Raw genomic sequence first — 17875 nt, 5'->3', positions numbered from 1 at the left:
ACGGGAGGGGCACCGGGGGCCGTCAGCCGAAGAAGACGCCGAACTCCTCGTAGAGGGCGAGGTCCACGGTCTTGACGCGGGCGGTGGCGGCCTCCAGCGGGGCGCGGACGATGTCCGTGCCGCGCAGGGCGACCATGGTGCCGAAGGCGCCGTCGCGCACGGCGTCGACCGCGTGCAGGCCGAAGCGGGTGGCGAGCCAGCGGTCGGCGGCGGTGGGGGTGCCGCCGCGCTGGATGTGGCCGAGGACGGTGGTGCGGGCCTCCTTGCCGGTGCGCCGCTCGATCTCGGCGGCCAGCCACTCGCCGATCCCGGAGAGCCGGACGTGCCCGAAGGCGTCCCGGGAGTCGTCCTTGGTGACCATGCCGCCGTCGGCGGGGACGGCCCCCTCGGCGACGACCACGATCGGCGCATAGTTGATCTTGAACCGGTTCTCCACCCACCCGCAGACGCGGTCCAGGTCGAAGGGGTGCTCCGGGACGAGGATCACGTTGGCGCCGCCGGCGACGCCCGCGTGCAGCGCGATCCAGCCCGTGTGGCGCCCCATCACCTCCACCACCAGCACCCGCCGGTGCGACTCGGCGGTGGTGTGGAGGCGGTCGATGGCCTCGGTGCAGATGTTGACGGCGGTGTCGAAGCCGAAGGTGTAGTCCGTGCCGTCGAGGTCGTTGTCGATGGTCTTCGGCACGCCGACGACGCGCACCCCGGCCCGGCCCAGTTCGGCCGCCACGCCGAGGGTGTCCTCGCCGCCGATGGCGATCAGGGCGTCCACCCCGTGCCGGTCGAGGTTCTCCCGGACCCGCCGCACCCCGCCGTCGACCCGGAGCGGGTTGGTGCGCGAGGAGCCGAGGACGGTGCCGCCGCGGGGCAGGATGCCCCGCACGGCCGGCACGTCCAGCCGCACCGCCACGTTCTCCAGCGGCCCGCGCCAGCCGTCGCGGAAGCCGACGAACTCGTAGCCGTGGCTCTGCACGCCCCTGCGCACGATGCCCCGGATGACCGCGTTGAGCCCGGGGCAGTCGCCGCCGCCGGTGAGCACTCCGATCCGCATGGTCCGTTCCCTCCAGCCGTGCGGCCCCCGGCCGTGCGGTGGCGCGGGGGCCCGCAGGACGAGTGTGACCCGGATCACCCGGCGGCGGGAGGGGGCCCGGGGGCCCGGCGGGCCCCGCCGGCGGACCGTCAGTCCCCGTCCAGCCCCTGCTCGATGGCGTACCGGACCAGCTCCACCCGGTTGTGCAGCTGGAGCTTGCCGAGGGTGTTCTGGACGTGGTTCTGCACGGTGCGGTGCGACAGCACCAGCCGGTCGGCGATCTGCCGGTACGACAGGCCCTTGGCCACCAGCCGCAGCACCTCGGTCTCCCGGGGGGTGAGCTGCGGCGGCGCCGGGGCGCGGGTGTCCGCGGACGGCGGCTCGGCGGCGAGGCGGCGGAACTCGCCCAGCACCAGGCCGGCCAGCCCCGGTGTGAAGACGGCGTCGCCCGCGGCGGTGCGGCGCACCGCGTCCAGCAGCTCCTCCCGGCCCGCGGACTTCACCAGGTAGCCGGTGGCCCCGGACTTCACCGCCTCCAGCACGTCGGCGTGCTCGCCGCTGGCGGAGAGCACCAGGACCCGCACGCCCGGGTCGGCGGCGACGACCTCCCGGCAGACCTGCACGCCGGGCAGGCCGGGCAGGTTGAGGTCGAGCACCAGTACCCGGGGGCGCACGGCGCGGGCGCGGCGCACCGCCTCGTGGCCCTCGCCGGCGGTGGCCGCCACGTCGAACCCGGCGTCGGCGAGGTCGCGGGCGACCGCGTCGCGCCACATCGGGTGGTCGTCCACCACCATCACCCGGAGCGGTGCCCCGCCGTCCGACGGCGTCCCCTCCACGGGCGCCCCCTCCACGGGAGCCCCGTCCTGCGGTGCCCCGTCCGCCGCTCCGCCGCCTGCCGTCACGCCGTCCCGTCCTTCCCGGGGCCGCGCGGCCGCGGCACCCGCATCTCGACCTCCGCGCCCTGGCCCGGCACGGAGACCACGTCGGCGCTGCCGCCGAGGTCGCGCAGCCGGCCCCGGATGGACTGGGCGACGCCCAGCCGCCCCTCGCGCTCCGCGTCCCCCAGCCGCCCGGGCGGGAAGCCGGGCCCGTCGTCGCGGACGCCGACCACCACCTCGTCCGGCTCCTCCTCGACCAGGATCCAGGCGCGGGCGCCCTCCCCGGCGTGGACGCGCACGTTGTCCAGCGCCGCGCCCACGGCGGCGGCGAGCTCGGCGGCGGTGCGGCCGGGCAGCAGCACCGGCGTGCCGGGCGCGGAGACGGTGACCCGGGCACCCGCGTACCGGCCGAGCAGCGCCCGCAGGTCCTGCGGCGCGGCCGGGTCGGGCCCCGGGGCGGCGCCCCGCGGTCCGGCGGGACCGCCCTGCTGCGGGACCCCGCCCACCAGGGCGCGCAGCGCCGCCTCCTGCTCGCCGGCCCTGCGGCCCAGTTCCGCGGCCTCCCCGCCGAGCTCCGCGCCGCGGCGCTGCACCATGGCGAGCACCTGGAGGACGCCGTCGTGGATGTCCCGGGCCAGCCGCTCGCGCTCCCGGGTGGCCGCCTCCAGCTGCAGGGCGCGGGCGAGCGCGGTCTCGCTGGCGCGGGCGAGGTCGACGATCCAGCCGATGGCGCAGCCGGCCACCAGGAGCAGCACGATGTTGTGGACGTTGTCGGTGGTGACGGCACCGCGCTCGGCGATGTCCGCGGTCCCGACGACGGCCGCGGCGAGGGCTGCGGTCCGCCAGCCGCCCTTGGCGGCGAAGCCCAGGACGGGTCCGGCCGCCCAGATGGTCGGCAGGGTGACCTCCTCCGGCAGGGCGATGCGGGCGGGGGCGTCGAGGAACCGGGTGAGCATGATGCCGGTGACGGCCATGCCGAGGTCGGCGGCGAGCAGCGGCCAGGCGCACCGCTCGGCGGAGAGGAACGAGCGGGCGGTGGCGAGGGTCCAGGCGGCGAGCACGGCCATGAAGAGCCAGCCGCCCAGCGGGTGGGCGTACTCGCGGTGGACGGCGAGGTAGCGGAAGGCGGCGTAGGCCAGGGTCAGCAGGCGGAAGAACGCGATGGCGCGCCAGAGCGGGAGCTCGACGGACATGCCCCCGCCCGGACCGGCCCCCGGGGCCCGCCCGGCCGCGGCCGCCCTCTCCCCCGTCCCGGCGGTCCCCGCCCTTCCGGCCCGCGCTCGTCCGGTCCGCACCATCCCGACACCCCCCATCCCGGCGGCCCCCGCCCCTTCCGGTCCTCGCTCCCCGGCCCCGTCCCGCGGCGCCCGGCGTCAGCCGGCCGCCGGGCGCTCGTCCCGCTGCTCCGGCTCCGCCGGCTGCGACGGCTGCGACGGCTGCGCAGGCTGTCCGGCGTCGTGCGCCTGGGCCTGCTGGGCCTTGGCGGCGGCCTGCTCGGCCTTCCGCTCGGCCTTGCGCTCGGCGTCGGCCTGCTTCTTCTCGTCGGCGATCCGGCGCTTGGCGGCGGTGGCGTAGATGTCCACGTACTCCTGGCCGGAGAGCTTCATGATCTCGTACATGACCTCGTCGGTCACCGAGCGGAGGATGAAGCGGTCGTTCTCCATGCCCTGGTAGCGGGAGAAGTCCAGCGGGCGGCCGACCCGGATGCCCGGGCGGACGCCGAAGTTGGGGACGACCTGGCCGGGGGGCTGCACCTTCTCGGTGTCGATCATCGCGACGGGGATGACCGGGGCGCCGGTGGCCAGCGCGACGCGGGCGAGGCCGCCGACCTTGCCGCGGTAGAGCTTGCCGTCGGGCGAGCGGGTGCCCTCCGGGTAGACGCCGAACAGCTCGCCGCGCTCGATGACGGCGATGCCGCTGCGGATCGCCGCCTCGCCCGCGCCGCGGGTGCCGGAGCGGTCGACCGGCAGCTGGCCGACGCCCTTGAAGAAGGCGGCGGTGAGCTTGCCCTTGAGGCCGGGGGTGGTGAAGTACTCGGCCTTGGCGATGAAGGTCACCCGGCGCTTCATCAGCGCGGGCAGGAAGAAGGAGTCCGAGAAGGACAGGTGATTGCTGGCGATGATGGCGGGGCCCTCGTCGGGGATGTTCTCCATGCCCTCGACCCACGGGCGGAAGAAGATCCGCAGCAGTGGTGCGACGATCATCTTCATGAACCGGTAGAACAACGCCTGACCTCCTGAGTCCCGGACCGATAGAACCTTAATGCCGATCCGGGGAAAGTCTCTCCCGGGACCGGGCCGCTGTACGACTCCGGCACCGCCGTGGGACGATGCGCTCCCGCCCCGCGAAGGAGCCCGTCATGACGCTGCTGCCCGGTGCCGAACCGTTCCACCACGAGGGCGGCCCGGTGGGGGTCCTCCTCTGCCACGGATTCACCGGTACGCCGCAGTCGCTGCGCCCCTGGGGCGAGCACCTGGCCGCGAACGGCCTCACCGTCTCCCTTCCGCTGCTCCCCGGCCACGGCACCCGCTGGCAGGACATGCAGGTCACCCGGTGGGAGGACTGGTACGCGGAGGTGGACCGCGAGCTGCGGTCCCTGTCCGCCGCCTGCGAGCAGGTCTTCGTCTGCGGCCTCTCCATGGGCGGGGCCCTGGCGCTGCGGCTCGCGGCGCAGCACGGCGACGCCGTCTCCGGCCTGGTGCTGGTCAACCCGTCGGTGCGGTCCGACAGCCCGGCGACCGCGCTGCTGCCCGTCCTGCGGCACCTGGTGCCGAGCATCCCGGGTGTGGCGAACGACATCGCCCGCGAGGGCTCCACGGAGGTCGCGTACGACCGCACCCCGCTGCACGCCGCGTGGTCGCTCTCCCGGCTCTGGCGGACGGTGCAGGCCGAGCTCCCGCAGGTCACGCAGCCGCTGCTGCTGTTCCGCAGCCCGGAGGACCACGTGGTCTCCCCCGGCAGCGCACGGCTGCTGCTCGGCCGCATATCCTCCACTGATGTGGAGGAGCGGCTCTGCGAGCGCTCGTACCACGTGGCGACGCTGGACCACGACGCCGAGGTGATCTTCGAGGGCGGCCTCGACTTCATCCGCCGTCTGGCGCCGGCCGCGAAGGCCGACCCGGTCTGAGCCGGGCGGCGGGCCACCGACACAAGGCTGGGGACCACGGGTGCAGGAGAGCGACAGGACGGGCGGCGACGCCGACCTCCCGGAGGACGGCGCGCAGGGCGCCGCGACACCCGGGGGCGGCTCCGGGCGGCCGGTCGGACCCGGGACGCCCGCGGGCGGACCCGCCGGACCCGAGGGGCCCGGCAGGCCGGACGGGCGCCGGCCGGCGGGGGGCAGCCAGGCCGAGCAGGACGCGATCTTCCGGGAGCTGGTGGCCTCCTTCGACGCCCCGGTGGACCTGCGCACCTGGCCCGACTCCGAGGACCTGAACGAGGTGCCCGGCTCCGGCGGCGCGGACGGCCGGGACCGGTCCGGCGGCCCGAAGGGGCTCGACGGGCTCAACGGGCTGGAGGACTTCGCCCCGCAGCCGCGGCCGCGGCCGGGCACGGCGCACCCGTCCTCCGGCGGGCCGCTGCCCGGCCCCCGGGACTGGGACGCGGCCGAGGACCCGGAGGACGACCACTACGTCCCGCCGGAGCCCCCGCCGCTGCCGACGGGCGACACCACGAGCCGGTTCGCCTGGATCGCGGTGCTCGGCGGCCCCGCCCTGCTGCTCTTCTCCGCGCTGGTGTGGGGCGAGGTCGGCGGCTGGCCCGCCCTGCTCGGCGTCGTCGCCTTCATCGGCGGCTTCGTCACCCTGGTGGCCCGGATGAAGGACCGCGACGAGGAGGACGACGACCCGCACGGCGGCGCCGTCGTCTGACGCCCGGTCGGCTCCGGCCCACCGCCGGCTCCCGCCCCGCTGCAGGGTCTTCCGGCACCCGCGGGTCCGTCGGCCGGCCGCGCGGCAGGGGCCGGACGGGCCGGGGCCCGCGTCCCGGCCGGCCCGCCCACCGGCCGGGGCCCGCCCGCGGGCCGTCTCACCCGGCGGGGAGCCGCAGCACCGCGAGGACCGGCAGGTGGTCGGTGGCGGCGACCAGGTCCGCCGGGTCGACGCCGGGCAGCCCGTGGGGGACGCCGCAGGCCAGCACCTCCACGCCGGGGGTCGCGAACACCGCGTCGATGCGCTGGTGGGGGTCGGCGGGCACCGAGGTCATCGTGCCGCCCCAGGGCGCCACCGCGTGGCCGTCGCGCAGCCGCCCAGCGAGCAGCCGCCAGGCCGGCCCGTCCGGCCGCTCGTTGAAGTCGCCGCCCACCACGCCGTACGGGACGCCCTGCCCGGCCATGTGGTCGAGCAGCGCGGACGCCTGCTCCAGGCGCTCGGCGGCGTCGAGGCTGAGGTGGCAGCTGGTGACGCAGAGGGGCGCGGCCCGGCCGATCCGGACCACGGCGGTGGCGAAGCCGCGCTGGTGCAGGCCCGGCGTGCGGGGCAGCAGCAGGTCGGCGGTGCGCAGCACCCGGGCGCGGGCCCTGCCGAGGAGCAGCGGACCGGCGGCGCGGCGGCCGCCGGAGAGGACGGCGGTGCCGGTGCCGCGGGCGAGGCGGGCGGCCTGGTGGGCCGGGCGCCAGAAGCGGGGCGACTCCTGGACGCAGACCAGGTCGGGCTCGCAGGCGCGGACCACCCGGGCCAGGGCGGCGCGGTCGTCGCGCAGCGAGCGGACGTTGTAGCTGAGGACGCGGACGCACTCGGACCCGTCGGGCCCGGGTCCGGAGGGCGGCAGGGCGGGCGGCGGAGCCGGTGCGCCGGACGCGGCGGGGGCGCCGGGAACGGCGGGTGTGCCGGGTGCGTCGTCCACGGCGTCCTCCTCGCGGCGGTGCGGCGCCGCCCGGGGACGACGATACGGCGGGACGGGAGGTGAGGGCTCCCGCCCCGCCGCAGGGGTCGTGCTGCCGGGCCGCCGCGCACCCGGCGTGCGGGGCGGGCGGTGGTCCGGGGTGTCCGGTGGGACCGGCCGTCAGGCGGTGCGGGCGAGGTCGCCCGCACCGGCGATGCCGGCCGCCGAGCCCATGGAGGCGAGGACGACCTCGGCGCGCGGCCGGTGGACGCCGCCGGTGAGGTACTTCTCGAAGGCCTTGGAGACCGGGTCGAGCAGCAGGCTGCCCGCGTCGGAGACGCCGCCGCCGAGCACGAAGACCGCCGGGTCGAAGAGGGCGGCCAGGTCGGCCATGCCGCGGCCGAGCCAGTCGGCGACCTCGGCGTAGACCTCCAGGGCGAGCGGGTCGCCCTCCTCCGCGGCCTGGGTGATGTGGACGCCGCGGATGGTCTCGGCGACGCCGTCGTTGAGGTCGAGCATCCGCTTGCCGGCCACCGGGTCGGCGGCGGCCTTCTCGCGGCCGTAGCGGCGCAGCGAGCGGCCGGAGGCGTACTGCTCCCAGCAGCCCCTGCCGCCGCAGCCGCAGGGCAGGCCGTCGGGGACCATGTTGAGGTGGCCGATCTCGCCGGCGACGCCGAAGCGGCCGCGGTGCAGGCGGCCCTCCAGGACGATGCCGCCGCCGATGCCGGTGCCGACCGTGATCATGAGCATGTCGTCGTGCTCGGCCGCGGCGCCGAACCGGAACTCCGCCCAGGCGGCGCAGTTGGCGTCGTTCTCGACGACGGTGTCGAGGCCGGTCAGCTCCTCGATGCGGGACTTGAGCGGCTCGTTCTCCCAGGCGATGTTGGGCGCCATGATGACGGTGGAGCGCTCGCGGTTGATGTACCCGGGGGCGCCGACGCCGACCGCGGACACCTCCGGGTGCTGCTCCTTGAGTTCGCGCACCGCCTGGGCGATGGCGTCGACGGCCCACTGCGGATCGGCCGGCGTGGGCACCCGCGTCCGACCCAGGATCCGGCCGCTCTCGTCGACCACTCCTGCAGCGATCTTGGTCCCGCCGACGTCGACGCCGATGGTGAGTCCCATGTGTCCCTCAGTCATTCACTCGGTCCCCGCTGGGCGGTACCGTACCCGGCCGCAGGCCGCGGGACCACACCGCCCCGTACATTATCCGAAGACAACTCCCGGCCGGAAGGTCCGCGCGCCTTCAGAAGTCGTACGGTCCGTCCCGCTCCGTGACAGCGCCGAACGCCTCGGTGACCGGCCGCGACCTGCGCGTTCGGCCCTGCGCCCGAGGCGCGGGGAGGGTCAGTCGAGGTCGATGCGCTCACTGCCGGACGGCCCCCGGCCGGACCAGCGCCGCTCGTGGCCGGAGACGGCCGCGCGGTAGGCGGCGAGCAGCTCGCCGCCGGCGGCCGCGAGGTGGCGGTACACCTCGGGGTGGCGCTCGCGCAGCGGTGCGGTGAACTGGCCCAGGCCGTCGCCCGCGCCGGCGCCGAGGCCGCGGGAGGCCTCCTGCACGCGCTCGCCGACGGCGGACGCGAACCGGCGCACCTCGTCGACGAGCGGGCCGAGTTCGGGTCCGAGGTACGGGCCGGACCCGGAGCCGGAGCCGGAGGCGCCGGACGGCCCGCCGCCGGCACCCTCCCCGCGGGCGCCCTCGCCGTGCTCGCCGGAGGCCTGCTCCCCGCGGGCCTCCCGGTGCCGGGCACGCTCCGCCTCGGCCTCCCGGCGCCTGCGCCGCTCCTCGGCGGCCTGCTCCGCCGCGTCCTCGGCGACCACCCGCGCCCAGACGTCCTCGTCCTCGCGGCGGTCGTCTGCACTGCTCATGGGGGTCTCCTCGACTGGGGGGTGTACGGCGCGTCGACTGCGGGGGAATCCCTGGTGCTTCGACGCTACCCGACCGGGCGCCCGCGCGGAGCGCTGTCGGCGGGCCGGGTCGCGCGGGACACCGGCAGGCGGGCCGGTGCCGGGCGCGGGCACCGGACGCGGGGGCACCGGACGCGGGGGCCGGGCACGCGGCCCCGGGAGGGGTGCGGCGCGGACCGGGGCGTCAGCCGCGCGGCCACAGGCCGGGGTCGGGGGTGAAGCGGACCGAGAGCAGCCCGTCGCGCAGGCCGGCGCCGGACACGGTGCAGCGGCGCAGCGCGGAGGGCAGCCGGACGATCCGCCGGTAGGCGCCGGTGCCGACGACCAGCTCGTCGCCCCGGCGCACCAGCTCCAGGTCGGCCCGCTCGGCGCCGGGCAGCGGCAGCCGCCAGACCAGCAGGCCCTCCTCGGCCAGCCGGTCCTCCACGGTCCAGGGCGCCCGGGGGGCCGGTCCGGGACCGGCGGAGTCGCCGTGCAGCCCGGCGCCGAGCTCGGCGAGGTCGTCGGGGCCCTCGGGCGCCCGGCCCAGGTGGGGGGCGGACAGCAGCGGCGCCGCGCCGGCGAACTCGGCGGCCAGGGCGGCGAGCCGGTCGCGCTCCTCGCCGGCCAGGGCGGCGAGCCAGGGGTCGGCGGAGCCGGCCGCGGTCGGCGGCAGGGTGCGGGAGGCGACGACGGCGTCCGGGTGGTGCCCGTACAGGGCGAGTCCGGCGCGGGCCCGGCGCACCTCCGGGAGGGTGTGCGCCCCGGCGTCGACCACCAGCCGCACGGAGGTCTCCGGCGCCTCGACGACGGCGCGGGCGGCGGCGAGCCGCCCGGCGGCCCAGGCCCGGGCCTCGAAGAGCCGGTCGGCGGGCATGGGGACCCCGGCGAGGGCCGCGAGGACGGGGCGCAGCGCCCGGGCGGCCTGGCGCTGCTCGGGCAGCAGCCGGGCGAGGTAGCGCTCCAGCCGCTCGGGCAGGGCGAGGGCGGCGACGAGCTCGGGCACCGGCGGGGCGTCGACGACGACGAGGTCCCAGCGGCCGGAGGCGGTGTGCTCGCCGAGGGCCCGCAGCAGGACGAGGTGGCGGGTGCCGGGGAGGGCGGTGAGCTCCTCGGGGTCCAGCGGGTCGACGCCGAGCAGGTCGAAGGCGGGCCGGACGCGGTCGGCGAGCTGCCGGGCCTCCTCCTGGAAGGAGCGCTCCTCGTCGATGCGGGCCGCCTGCGGCCCCAGGCCGCCGTCGCCCGCGGGGGCGGGCGCCTCGCCGAGGCGCACCCCGAGGAGGGTGTCGAGGGTGCGGTGCGGGTCGTGGGCGGCCAGCAGCAGGGTGCGCAGGCCGTGCCGGGCGGCGTGCACGGCGGTGGCGGCGGCGGCCGTGGTGGCGCCCGCCCCTCCCCTGCCGGTGACCAGCACCGTACGGGTCGTCATGGCGTGGGGCCCTCCGCTCGGCGGTCCGGCGGCCGGCGGCCGCCTCCTCCTTCATGGCCTTCGTCGGCGCGCCCCCGGGGGGACTCCCCTCCAGGATGGCCGTCCGGCCTCCGGCGCGCCTCCCGGCCCCGGCGCCGCCGGGGCCCGGCCCCTCAGGCCTCGACGCGCTTCTTCAGCCCGGCGAGGGCCCGGTCGATGATGACCTTCTCGGCCTTGCGCTTGATCATGCCCAGCATGGGGATCTTGACGTCGACGGCGAGCTGGTAGGTGACCTCGGTGGCGCCGGCCGCGGCCGGGGCGAGGGTGTAGGAGCCGTCGAGGGCCTTGAGCATCTGGCTCTTGACCAGGGTCCAGGTGACGCGGCGGTCGCCGTCCCAGGTGTAGGCGAGGACGTGCTCGTCGCGGATGGCGCCGGCGTCCAGCAGCAGCCGCACCTGCTCGGCGCGGCCGTCGGCGTCCCGGGAGAGGACCTCGATCTCCTTGACCTCGCCGGTCCACTCCGGGTAGGCGGCGAAGTCGGCGATCACGCCCATGACCTCGGCCGGGGTCGCGTCGATCGTGATGCTCGACCTGGTGTGCTCCGCCATCGGGTGGCCCTCCGCGTCTCGGCCGCTGTGCTGTGGTCAGGCTGATCGGGTGCTGCGTGCTGGAAGGTTATCGCGGCCGTCCCCGGACACCGCGGCGGCGGGGTGTCACCACTCCAGGACGTAGGGGCGGCCGGTGGCGCGGAAGTGGCCGACGTTGACGCACTCGGTGCGGCCGATGCGCATCCGCCGCACCAGCGGCTGGTGGACGTGCCCGAAGAGCACGAGCTCCGGCCGGGTGGCCCGGATCGCCTCCAGCACGGCCTCGCTGCCGCGTTCGAAGCGGCGGGCCACCGTGTCGTACGTCAACTCCGGGACGGCCGGGGGGATGTGGCAGCACAGGACGTCGACCGCCCCGACGGCGGCGACCTTCGCGGCGTACTCCTCCTCGTCCACCTCGTAGGGGGTGCGCATCGGGGTCGGCAGCCCGCCGCCGACGAAGCCGAAGGTGCGGCCGCCGATCTCGGCGGTCTGCCCGTCGAGGACGGTGACGCCCTCGCGGGCGAAGTCGGGCCACAGGCGCGGCACGTCGACGTTGCCGTAGGTGGCGAAGGTGGGGGTGGGGAAGGCGGAGAACAGCTCGGCGTACTGGCGGCGGACGGCGTCCTCGACGGCCTCCCGCCGGGGGCGTCCCAGCGTCCTCCACAGCCCGTCGGCGAAGGCGCGCGCCTCGTCGAAGAGGCGGGCGGTGCGCAGTTCGACGTAGCGGGAGGCGTTGGCGGCGCCGAAGAGGTCGGGGAAGATGCCGCGGCCGTGGTCGGCGTAGTCGAGGAAGAGGACCAGGTCGCCGAGGCAGAGCAGGGCGTCCGCGCCCTCCCCCGCCCGGGCGAGGGCGTCGGCGCTGCCGTGTACGTCACTGACCACGTGGACCCGCATGACCGCCACCCTAGGCCGTGGGCGGGGGTTCGGACACGGACGGTCCACCTGGGGCCTGCGACGGACGTTCACCGGGCCGTGATCCGGCTGCCGTAGGGTTCGGGTGGAGGGGCCGCGCCGACGGGTGCGGTGCGCTCCCCCTCCGTCACCGGCCGGAGGCGGGCGGCAACCTGCGGTCAACGGCCGTGTGACACAACGAACACATTGCCCGGCCCCCCTACCTGAACGTACCTACCCGGCAGTAACGTCCTGGCGTCCCGCAGCGTCGCAGACGAGGAGCAGTCTTGCGCGAGTTCAGCCTTCCGGCCCTCTACGAGGTTCCGAGCGGCGGCAACCTCACCGACCCGATCCACCGGAACGCCGAGGCGCACGCCGACGTGGCCGTGGTGAGCCGCAAGATCGACGGCCGGTGGCAGGACCTGACCGCCGTACAGTTCCTCGCCGAGGTGCGCAGCGCCGCCAAGGGGCTCGTCGCCTCCGGCGTGCGCCCCGGGGACCGGGTCGGCCTCATGTCGCGCACCCGCTACGAGTGGACGCTGCTGGACTTCGCGATCTGGTGCGCGGGCGCCGTCACCGTGCCCGTGTACGAGACCTCCTCCGCCGAGCAGGTCGAGTGGATCCTCGGCGACTCCGGCGCCGTCGCCGTCATCGCCGAGACCCCGGCCCACGAGGCGACGGTGGCGCAGGTGCGCGACCGGCTCCCCGGGCTCAAGCAGGTCTGGCAGATCGAGGCCGGCGCCGTCGACGAGCTGGAGCGGGCCGGCGCCGGCGTCGCGGACGCCGAGATCGAGGAGCGGCGCGCCGCACTCGGCCCGGACACCGTCGCCACGATCGTCTACACCTCCGGCACCACCGGCCGGCCCAAGGGCTGCCAGCTGACGCACGGCAACTTCCTGGCCGAGCTGGGCAACGTCACCCGGCGGCTGGAGCCGCTCTTCCGCCCCGGCGAGGGCTCGGTGCTGCTGTTCCTGCCGCTGGCCCACGTGCTCGGCCGGATCGCCGAGATCGCCTGCGCCATGGCGCCGGTGAAGATCGGCCACGTCTCGGACATCCGGGACGTCACCGCCGAGCTGGGCGCCTTCTCCCCCACGCTGATCCTCGGCGTGCCGCGCGTCTTCGAGAAGGTCTTCAACACGGCCCGCTCCAAGGCCCAGGCCGACGGCAAGGGGAAGATCTTCGACCAGGCCGCCGAGACCGCCATCGCCTACAGCCGCGCCCTGGACGCGGGCGGCGCGGGCCTGGCCCTGCGGCTCAAGCACAAGGTCTTCGACCGGCTCGTCTACAGCAGGCTGCGGGCGGCGCTGGGCGGCCGGGCCACCCACGCCATCTCCGGCGGCGCCCCGCTCGGCGAGCGCCTGGGCCACTTCTACCGCGGCATCGGCTTCACCGTGCTGGAGGGCTACGGCCTCACCGAGACCTGCGCCGCCACCGCCTTCAACCCGCACGACCGGCCGAAGATCGGGACCGTCGGCCAGCCCCTGCCGGGCTCCTCCGCGCGGATCGCCGAGGACGGCGAGGTGCTGCTCAAGGGCCCGCAGGTGTTCACCGGGTACTGGAACAACCCGGCCGCGACCGCGGAGGCGCTGCGGGACGGCTGGTTCGCCACCGGCGACATCGGCACCCTGGACGACGACGGCTACCTGGTGATCACCGGCCGCAAGAAGGAGATCATCGTCACCGCCGGCGGCAAGAACGTCGCCCCCGCCGTCATCGAGGACCGGGTCCGCGCGCACCCGATCGTCGGCGAGTGCATGGTGGTCGGCGACCGCAAGCCGTTCATCGCCTGCCTCGTCACCATCGACGAGGAGTTCCTGCCGACCTGGAAGCAGCTCCACGGCAAGCCCGCCGACGCCACCGTGGCCGACCTCAAGGACGACCCGGACCTCCTCGCCGCCGTGCAGGCCGCCGTGGACGACGGCAACAGCGCGGTCTCCAAGGCCGAGGCGGTGAAGAAGTTCCGCATCCTCGACACCCACTTCTCCGAGGACAGCGGCCACCTGACGCCGTCGATGAAGCTCAAGCGCAACGTGGTGCTCAAGGACTACGCCGCGGACGTGGACGCGCTCTACCAGCGCTGACCCGCCCTCCGCACACGGCCGGGGGGGGGGCCGGCGCCCCCCGCCGGCCCCCCCCCCCGGGGCGCCCCCCCCCCCCCCCCCCCCCCCCCCCCCGCGCCCCCCCCCCCCCCCCCCCCCGGGGGGGGGGCGCCCCGCCCCCCCCCGGCGCCCCCCCCGGCCGTTCCGCGCCCGGCCCCGGCGCGGCTCAGTCCGCGTGCAGCAGCTCCGCCAGACGCCCCGCCAGCAGGTCCCAGCGCCAGGACTCCTCCACCCAGCGGCGCCCCCGCTCCCCCATCCGCCGCCGCAGGCCCTCGTCGAGCAGCAGCTCCGCGATCCGGTCCGCCGCCGCCTCCGGCGAACGCCCCGGCACCACGTACCCGGTCTCCCCCTCCAGCACCGCGTCCGGCGCGCCGCCGGAGTCGCCCGCCACCACCGGCAGCCCGGTCGCCGACGCCTCCAGGTACACGATCCCGAGGCCCTCCACGTCGAGCCCGCCGCGCCGGGTGCGGCACGGCATGGCGAAGACGTCGCCCGCGCCGTAGTGCGCCGGCAGCTCCTCCCACGGCACCGCCCCGGTGAACCGGACCGACCCGCGGACCCCGACCGCGTCCGCCAGCCTCTCCAGGTCGGCCCGGTAGGGGCCGCCGCCCACGACGAGCAGCACCGCGTCCGGCACCCGGGCCAGGATCCGCGGCAGCGCCCGGATCAGGGTGTCCTGGCCCTTGCGCGGCACCAGCCGGGAGACGCACACCACGACCGGCCGGTCCGCCAGCCCCAGCCGGCGGCGGACCTCCGCACCGCCCGAGCCCGGGTGGAAGGTCTTCTCGTCCACGCCGGGCGGCAGCTGCGCCATCCGGGCCGCCGCCTCCGGGCCGACCGCGGCGGCGATCCGCGAGCGGGTGTACTCGCCGAGGTAGGTGAGGACGTCGGTGCCCGCGCCGATCCGGCGCAGCAGCCGCCGGGAGCCGGGCAGCTGCGCCCAGGCCGCCTCGTGGCCGTGGGTCATGCCCAGCAGGCGGCGGGCGCCCGCCCGGCGCAGGGCCGGCGCCATCAGGCCCAGGGGGGCGGCGGCGCCGAACCAGACCGAGGTGCACCCCTCGGCCCGCAGGATCTCCGCGGCCCGGCGCACCACGCGCGGCGTGGGCACCATCATCCGCGTCCGGTCGCGGACCACGGGGAAGGGCTGCTCCGCGTCGAAGCGGGCGGCCTCCGCGCCGTCGCGCCACGTCGAGGCGTACACCACCACGCTGCCCGGGGCCTGCCGCACCGCCATGTTGTGGACGAACTGCTGGATGCCGCCGGGCCGGGGCGGGAAGTCGTTGGTGACGATGAGGGTCTTCTGCATGGTGATCCGTACCATAGGTCAGGACCGTGCGCCCGCGGGAACCGGGAAACACCTTGTCCCCGTCCCGACAAGGGGCGGTACGCTCGCCCGACCGGCCGGGACGTCCCCCCGACGCAGGCCGTCCGCGACCGAGTGAGGGATGCACCTGTGGAGTCGGCAGAGCCCGGAGAAGCCAGTCCCCCCTCCCCGGCCCGCACACGGCCCCTCCCGCCGTCCCCCGGCCCCCTCCCCCCGGCCGCGCCGGCGCCGCGCACCGCCGCCGGTCCGCTGTGGGCGCTCGGCCTGTCCTTCGTCGCCACCCGCGTCCTCGTGGTGCTGATGTGCCTGGGCGTGTGGCGGATCTCCGACCTCGACGTCACCACCGACGTGTCGGTGATCTACCACGGCTGGTACGAGGTGCTGCGGACCGGCACCTTCCCCCTGGACGACGTCACCTGGCAGTACCCGCCCGGCGCGGCCCTGGTGATCCTCGCCCCGGGCCTGCTGCCGTGGTCGTACCTGACGTCCTTCATGGTGCTCGCCGGCGCCTTCGACGCCCTCGCCATGCTGCTGCTGGTGCGGGCGGGCGTCCGCGGCCGCCGCCGGTACGCGGGGGCGTGGCTGTGGGTGGTGGCGGTTCCGCTGCTCGGCCCCACCGTCTACGCCCGCTACGACATCGTCGTGACCGCCGTCGCCGTCGCCGGCCTGCTGGCCGCCGCCCGCCGCCCCCGGCTGGGCGGCGCGCTGCTCGGCCTCGGCGGCCTGCTGAAGGTCTGGCCGCTGCTGGCCGTGCTCGGCACCCCCCGCGGCCGCCGGACCCGGCGCACCTGGACGGCCGCCGCGGCCGCCGCCGCGGGCCTGGGCTTCCTCCTGGCGGCGGCGATGAACGGCGCCTTCCGGTTCCTCGCCTTCCAGCGCGACCGCGGCGTGGAGGTGGAGTCGCTGGGCGCGCTGCCGGTCCACTGGGCGCGGCTGGCCGGCCGGTGGCAGGGGGAGGTCGCCCTCAACTACGGGTCGGTGGAGTTCCTCGGCCCCTGGGTGCACACCATCGGCCGGATCTCGCTGGGCGCCACCGCGCTGGGCTTCGGCTGGCTGCTGCTGTGGCGGCTGCGGGCCCGGGAGCGGCGGGCGGCCACCCCGTACGACGCGGCGCTGGCGGCGCTGCTGGTGTTCACCGTCACCAGCCGGGTGGTCAGCCCGCAGTACCTGGTGTGGCTGATCGGCCTGGCCGCCGTCTGCCTGACGGCCCGGGGGACGACGCAGCGGCCGGTGGCGGTGCTGATCCTGCTGGCCTCGGGGCTGACGGTGCTGGAGTTCCCGGTGATGTTCGGCCCGGTGGTCACCTCCTCACCGAGCGGCGTGGCGCTGCTGACCGCCCGGAACCTGCTGCTGCTGGCGGCGACGGTGCTCTCCTGCGCCCGGCTGTGGCGCTCCACGGCCCGGCGGCCGCGGCCGGAGGCGGACACCGGGGAGTGGGAGGCGGGGTCCGAGGTGCACACGCGGGCCGGCGACCCCTTCGAGGCGGAGACCGTCGCGTACACCGTCCGTCCCGGCATCGTGTACGAGAAGCACCTCCTGGACGGCCTGGAGAGGCCGGACGGCCCGGAGGAGCAGGGCGGCGCGGGCCCCGGGGCCCCGGCCCGGTCGGGCGCCGCCCGCTCAGGCGGCGTCCCCTCCTGGGCGCGCGACGACCGCTCCGCCCCGCGCTGACTCCCACGCCCGGGCCGCCGCGATCCGCCGCACCGCGCTCGGGTGGGTGGCGAAGAGCAGCTCCAGCACGCGCGGCGGGTCGACGTCCGCGACGTTGGCCACCGCGAGGCGCCGCTGCATGGCGGCGAACGCCCGGGGGTCGCCGGTGAGGTCCAGGGCGTGCCGGTCGGCGCGGGCCTCGAGGCGGCGGCTGACCGCGCACCGGGGCGGCCCGGCCAGGGCCCCGGCCAGCGCGGCGCAGGCGGCCAGCAGCGGCAGCGACCGCGGGTCCGCGGCGTCCGCCGCGCCCGCCGCCCCCAGCAGCGGCTCCAGGGACAGCAGCAGGCCGAGCAGGCAGACGCCGGCCGCGGCGCCCGCCGCGCCCAGCAGGGTGCCGCGCAGCACGTCGCGGTGGACCACGTGGCCCAGCTCGTGGGCGACCACCAGCTCCACCTCGCGCGGCCCGGCGGTGGTCAGCAGGGTGTCGTACGCGACGATGCGGCGGGTGGCGCCGAGGCCGGAGACGTAGGCGTTCAGCGCCGTCGTGCGGCGGGAGGCGTCCGCCACCAGGACCTCCCGGACCGCCACGCCGTCGCGCCCGGCCAGGTCGAGCAGGGCGGTGCGCAGCGCGCCGTCCGGCATCGGCGTGAAGCGGTTGAAGAGCGGCTCCACGACCAGCGGGAAGAGGAACGAGAGGGCGACGGCCAGCACCGCGGCCGCGCCGGCGGCCGGCAGCCACCACCGCTGCGGGGACCACGCGGTGAGCGCGTACACCCCGTACGCGGCGGGCAGCACGAGCACGAGCGTGAGCAGCAGGCCGCGCAGCACGTCCACGGCCCAGCCGCCCCAGCCCTGCGTCACCAGCCCGTACCCGCGCCGGACGACGCGGACCCGGGCGGCGAACGGGAGCCGCAGGGCCTCCCCGAGCAGCACCAGCGCGGCGGCGCCGCCGAGGACCTGGGCGGTCCGCGTCCCGCCGAGCAGGCCGCCGACGGCCGTCACCAGGGCAGCGCCCGCGCCGGTGAGGCCGAGCCCGGCCGTCAGCGCGAGGCCGGCGAGCCGGCCGCCCAGCACCCAGGGGGTCTGCGCCCGGCGCAGGGCGCACCCGCGGGCGGCCTCCTCGGGGGTGAAGTCCCGGTACCCGCCGCCGTCCGCGCCGCCGCCGCCGTTCACACCGCCGCCGTCCGCGCCGCCGGCCCCGTCCCTGCCGTCGGCCCCGCCCCTGCTGCTGACCCCGTCGGCGTCCACCCGCTGCCTCCCGCCTCCCGTCGCGGCCGGTCGCCCGGCAGGGCCAAGCATCGCAAAG

The 17875-nt window shown here is 77.0% G+C and carries 16 protein-coding genes; 4 read left to right on the top strand and 12 right to left on the bottom strand.

All coding sequences use genetic code 11. From position 1 onward, the window contains the following. Positions 1–22: 22 nt before the first annotated feature. The 4 genes from ACFY07_RS03250 to ACFY07_RS03235 form a co-directional block, all read right to left on the bottom strand. A complete protein-coding gene (locus ACFY07_RS03250) occupies positions 23–1048 on the bottom strand; it encodes a 6-phosphofructokinase (RefSeq protein WP_390867139.1) in 1026 nt (341 codons plus the stop codon). Between the two features lie 128 nt (positions 1049–1176). Beyond that, on the bottom strand, positions 1177–1821 hold the full coding sequence (locus ACFY07_RS03245) for a response regulator (RefSeq protein ID WP_390867401.1): 645 nt from the start codon (positions 1819–1821) through the stop codon (positions 1177–1179). Positions 1822–1925: 104 nt separating this feature from the next. After that, positions 1926–3098, bottom strand: a complete 1173-nt coding sequence (gene macS / locus ACFY07_RS03240) for a MacS family sensor histidine kinase (protein WP_390867138.1) — start codon at positions 3096–3098, stop codon at positions 1926–1928. A 180-nt stretch (positions 3099–3278) separates the two neighbouring features. Then, positions 3279–4115, bottom strand: coding sequence for a lysophospholipid acyltransferase family protein (locus tag ACFY07_RS03235; protein ID WP_390867400.1), 837 nt, complete (start codon positions 4113–4115; stop codon positions 3279–3281). Positions 4116–4264: 149 nt separating this feature from the next. On the opposite strand from ACFY07_RS03235, the gene ACFY07_RS03230 reads away from it, so the two are divergent. Together ACFY07_RS03230 and ACFY07_RS03225 are read left to right on the top strand one after the other, a co-directional pair. Next, positions 4265–5032, top strand: a complete 768-nt coding sequence (locus ACFY07_RS03230; RefSeq protein ID WP_230648240.1) for a carboxylesterase — start codon at positions 4265–4267, stop codon at positions 5030–5032. A 40-nt stretch (positions 5033–5072) separates the two neighbouring features. After that, the gene (locus ACFY07_RS03225) at positions 5073–5774 is read left to right on the top strand and encodes a hypothetical protein (protein ID WP_390867137.1); all 702 of its coding nucleotides are present in this window, start codon (positions 5073–5075) and stop codon (positions 5772–5774) included. A gap of 157 nt (positions 5775–5931) precedes the next feature. Here ACFY07_RS03225 and ACFY07_RS03220 read toward each other — a convergent pair whose 3' ends face one another. From ACFY07_RS03220 to ACFY07_RS03195, 6 genes are all read right to left on the bottom strand, one after another. Then, positions 5932–6672: an endonuclease/exonuclease/phosphatase family protein gene (locus ACFY07_RS03220; RefSeq protein WP_390867399.1), complete on the bottom strand. Its 741-nt coding sequence runs from the start codon at positions 6670–6672 to the stop codon at positions 5932–5934. A 234-nt stretch (positions 6673–6906) separates the two neighbouring features. Then, positions 6907–7851: an ROK family glucokinase gene (locus tag ACFY07_RS03215; protein WP_390867398.1), complete on the bottom strand. Its 945-nt coding sequence runs from the start codon at positions 7849–7851 to the stop codon at positions 6907–6909. Between the two features lie 222 nt (positions 7852–8073). Next, positions 8074–8595, bottom strand: a complete 522-nt coding sequence (locus ACFY07_RS03210; protein ID WP_390867135.1) for a DUF5304 family protein — start codon at positions 8593–8595, stop codon at positions 8074–8076. Positions 8596–8818: 223 nt separating this feature from the next. Then, the gene (locus ACFY07_RS03205; protein WP_390867134.1) at positions 8819–10039 is read right to left on the bottom strand and encodes an ArsA family ATPase; all 1221 of its coding nucleotides are present in this window, start codon (positions 10037–10039) and stop codon (positions 8819–8821) included. Positions 10040–10191: 152 nt separating this feature from the next. Then, complete coding sequence (locus tag ACFY07_RS03200; RefSeq protein ID WP_230648244.1) at positions 10192–10626, bottom strand: SRPBCC family protein; 435 nt, start codon at positions 10624–10626, stop codon at positions 10192–10194. A 105-nt stretch (positions 10627–10731) separates the two neighbouring features. Then, positions 10732–11499, bottom strand: coding sequence for a metallophosphoesterase (locus tag ACFY07_RS03195; RefSeq protein WP_230648245.1), 768 nt, complete (start codon positions 11497–11499; stop codon positions 10732–10734). Between the two features lie 284 nt (positions 11500–11783). On the opposite strand from ACFY07_RS03195, the gene ACFY07_RS03190 reads away from it, so the two are divergent. Continuing rightward, positions 11784–13577: an AMP-dependent synthetase/ligase gene (locus tag ACFY07_RS03190; RefSeq protein WP_390867133.1), complete on the top strand. Its 1794-nt coding sequence runs from the start codon at positions 11784–11786 to the stop codon at positions 13575–13577. A 184-nt stretch (positions 13578–13761) separates the two neighbouring features. Here the strand turns inward: ACFY07_RS03190 and ACFY07_RS03185 are convergent, their stop codons facing one another. Then, complete coding sequence (locus ACFY07_RS03185) at positions 13762–14901, bottom strand: glycosyltransferase family 4 protein (RefSeq protein WP_390867132.1); 1140 nt, start codon at positions 14899–14901, stop codon at positions 13762–13764. 147 nt (positions 14902–15048) lie between these two features. Here ACFY07_RS03185 and ACFY07_RS03180 point away from each other — a divergent pair, with 147 nt between their 5' ends. Continuing rightward, the gene (locus tag ACFY07_RS03180; protein ID WP_390867131.1) at positions 15049–16590 is read left to right on the top strand and encodes a glycosyltransferase 87 family protein; all 1542 of its coding nucleotides are present in this window, start codon (positions 15049–15051) and stop codon (positions 16588–16590) included. Here the strand turns inward: ACFY07_RS03180 and ACFY07_RS03175 are convergent. Beyond that, the gene (locus ACFY07_RS03175; RefSeq protein ID WP_390867129.1) at positions 16540–17817 is read right to left on the bottom strand and encodes a M48 family metalloprotease; all 1278 of its coding nucleotides are present in this window, start codon (positions 17815–17817) and stop codon (positions 16540–16542) included. The two genes, ACFY07_RS03180 and ACFY07_RS03175, sit on opposite strands and share 51 nt — an antisense overlap. Positions 17818–17875 lie beyond the last annotated feature (58 nt).

Origin of the sequence: Streptomyces sp. NPDC001380, from assembly GCF_042895785.1 — a bacterium.
GTDB lineage: Bacteria > Actinomycetota > Actinomycetes > Streptomycetales > Streptomycetaceae > Peterkaempfera.
Note: the sequence above shows the minus strand (reverse complement) of the source record. Positions and strands in the feature narration are given on the sequence as shown.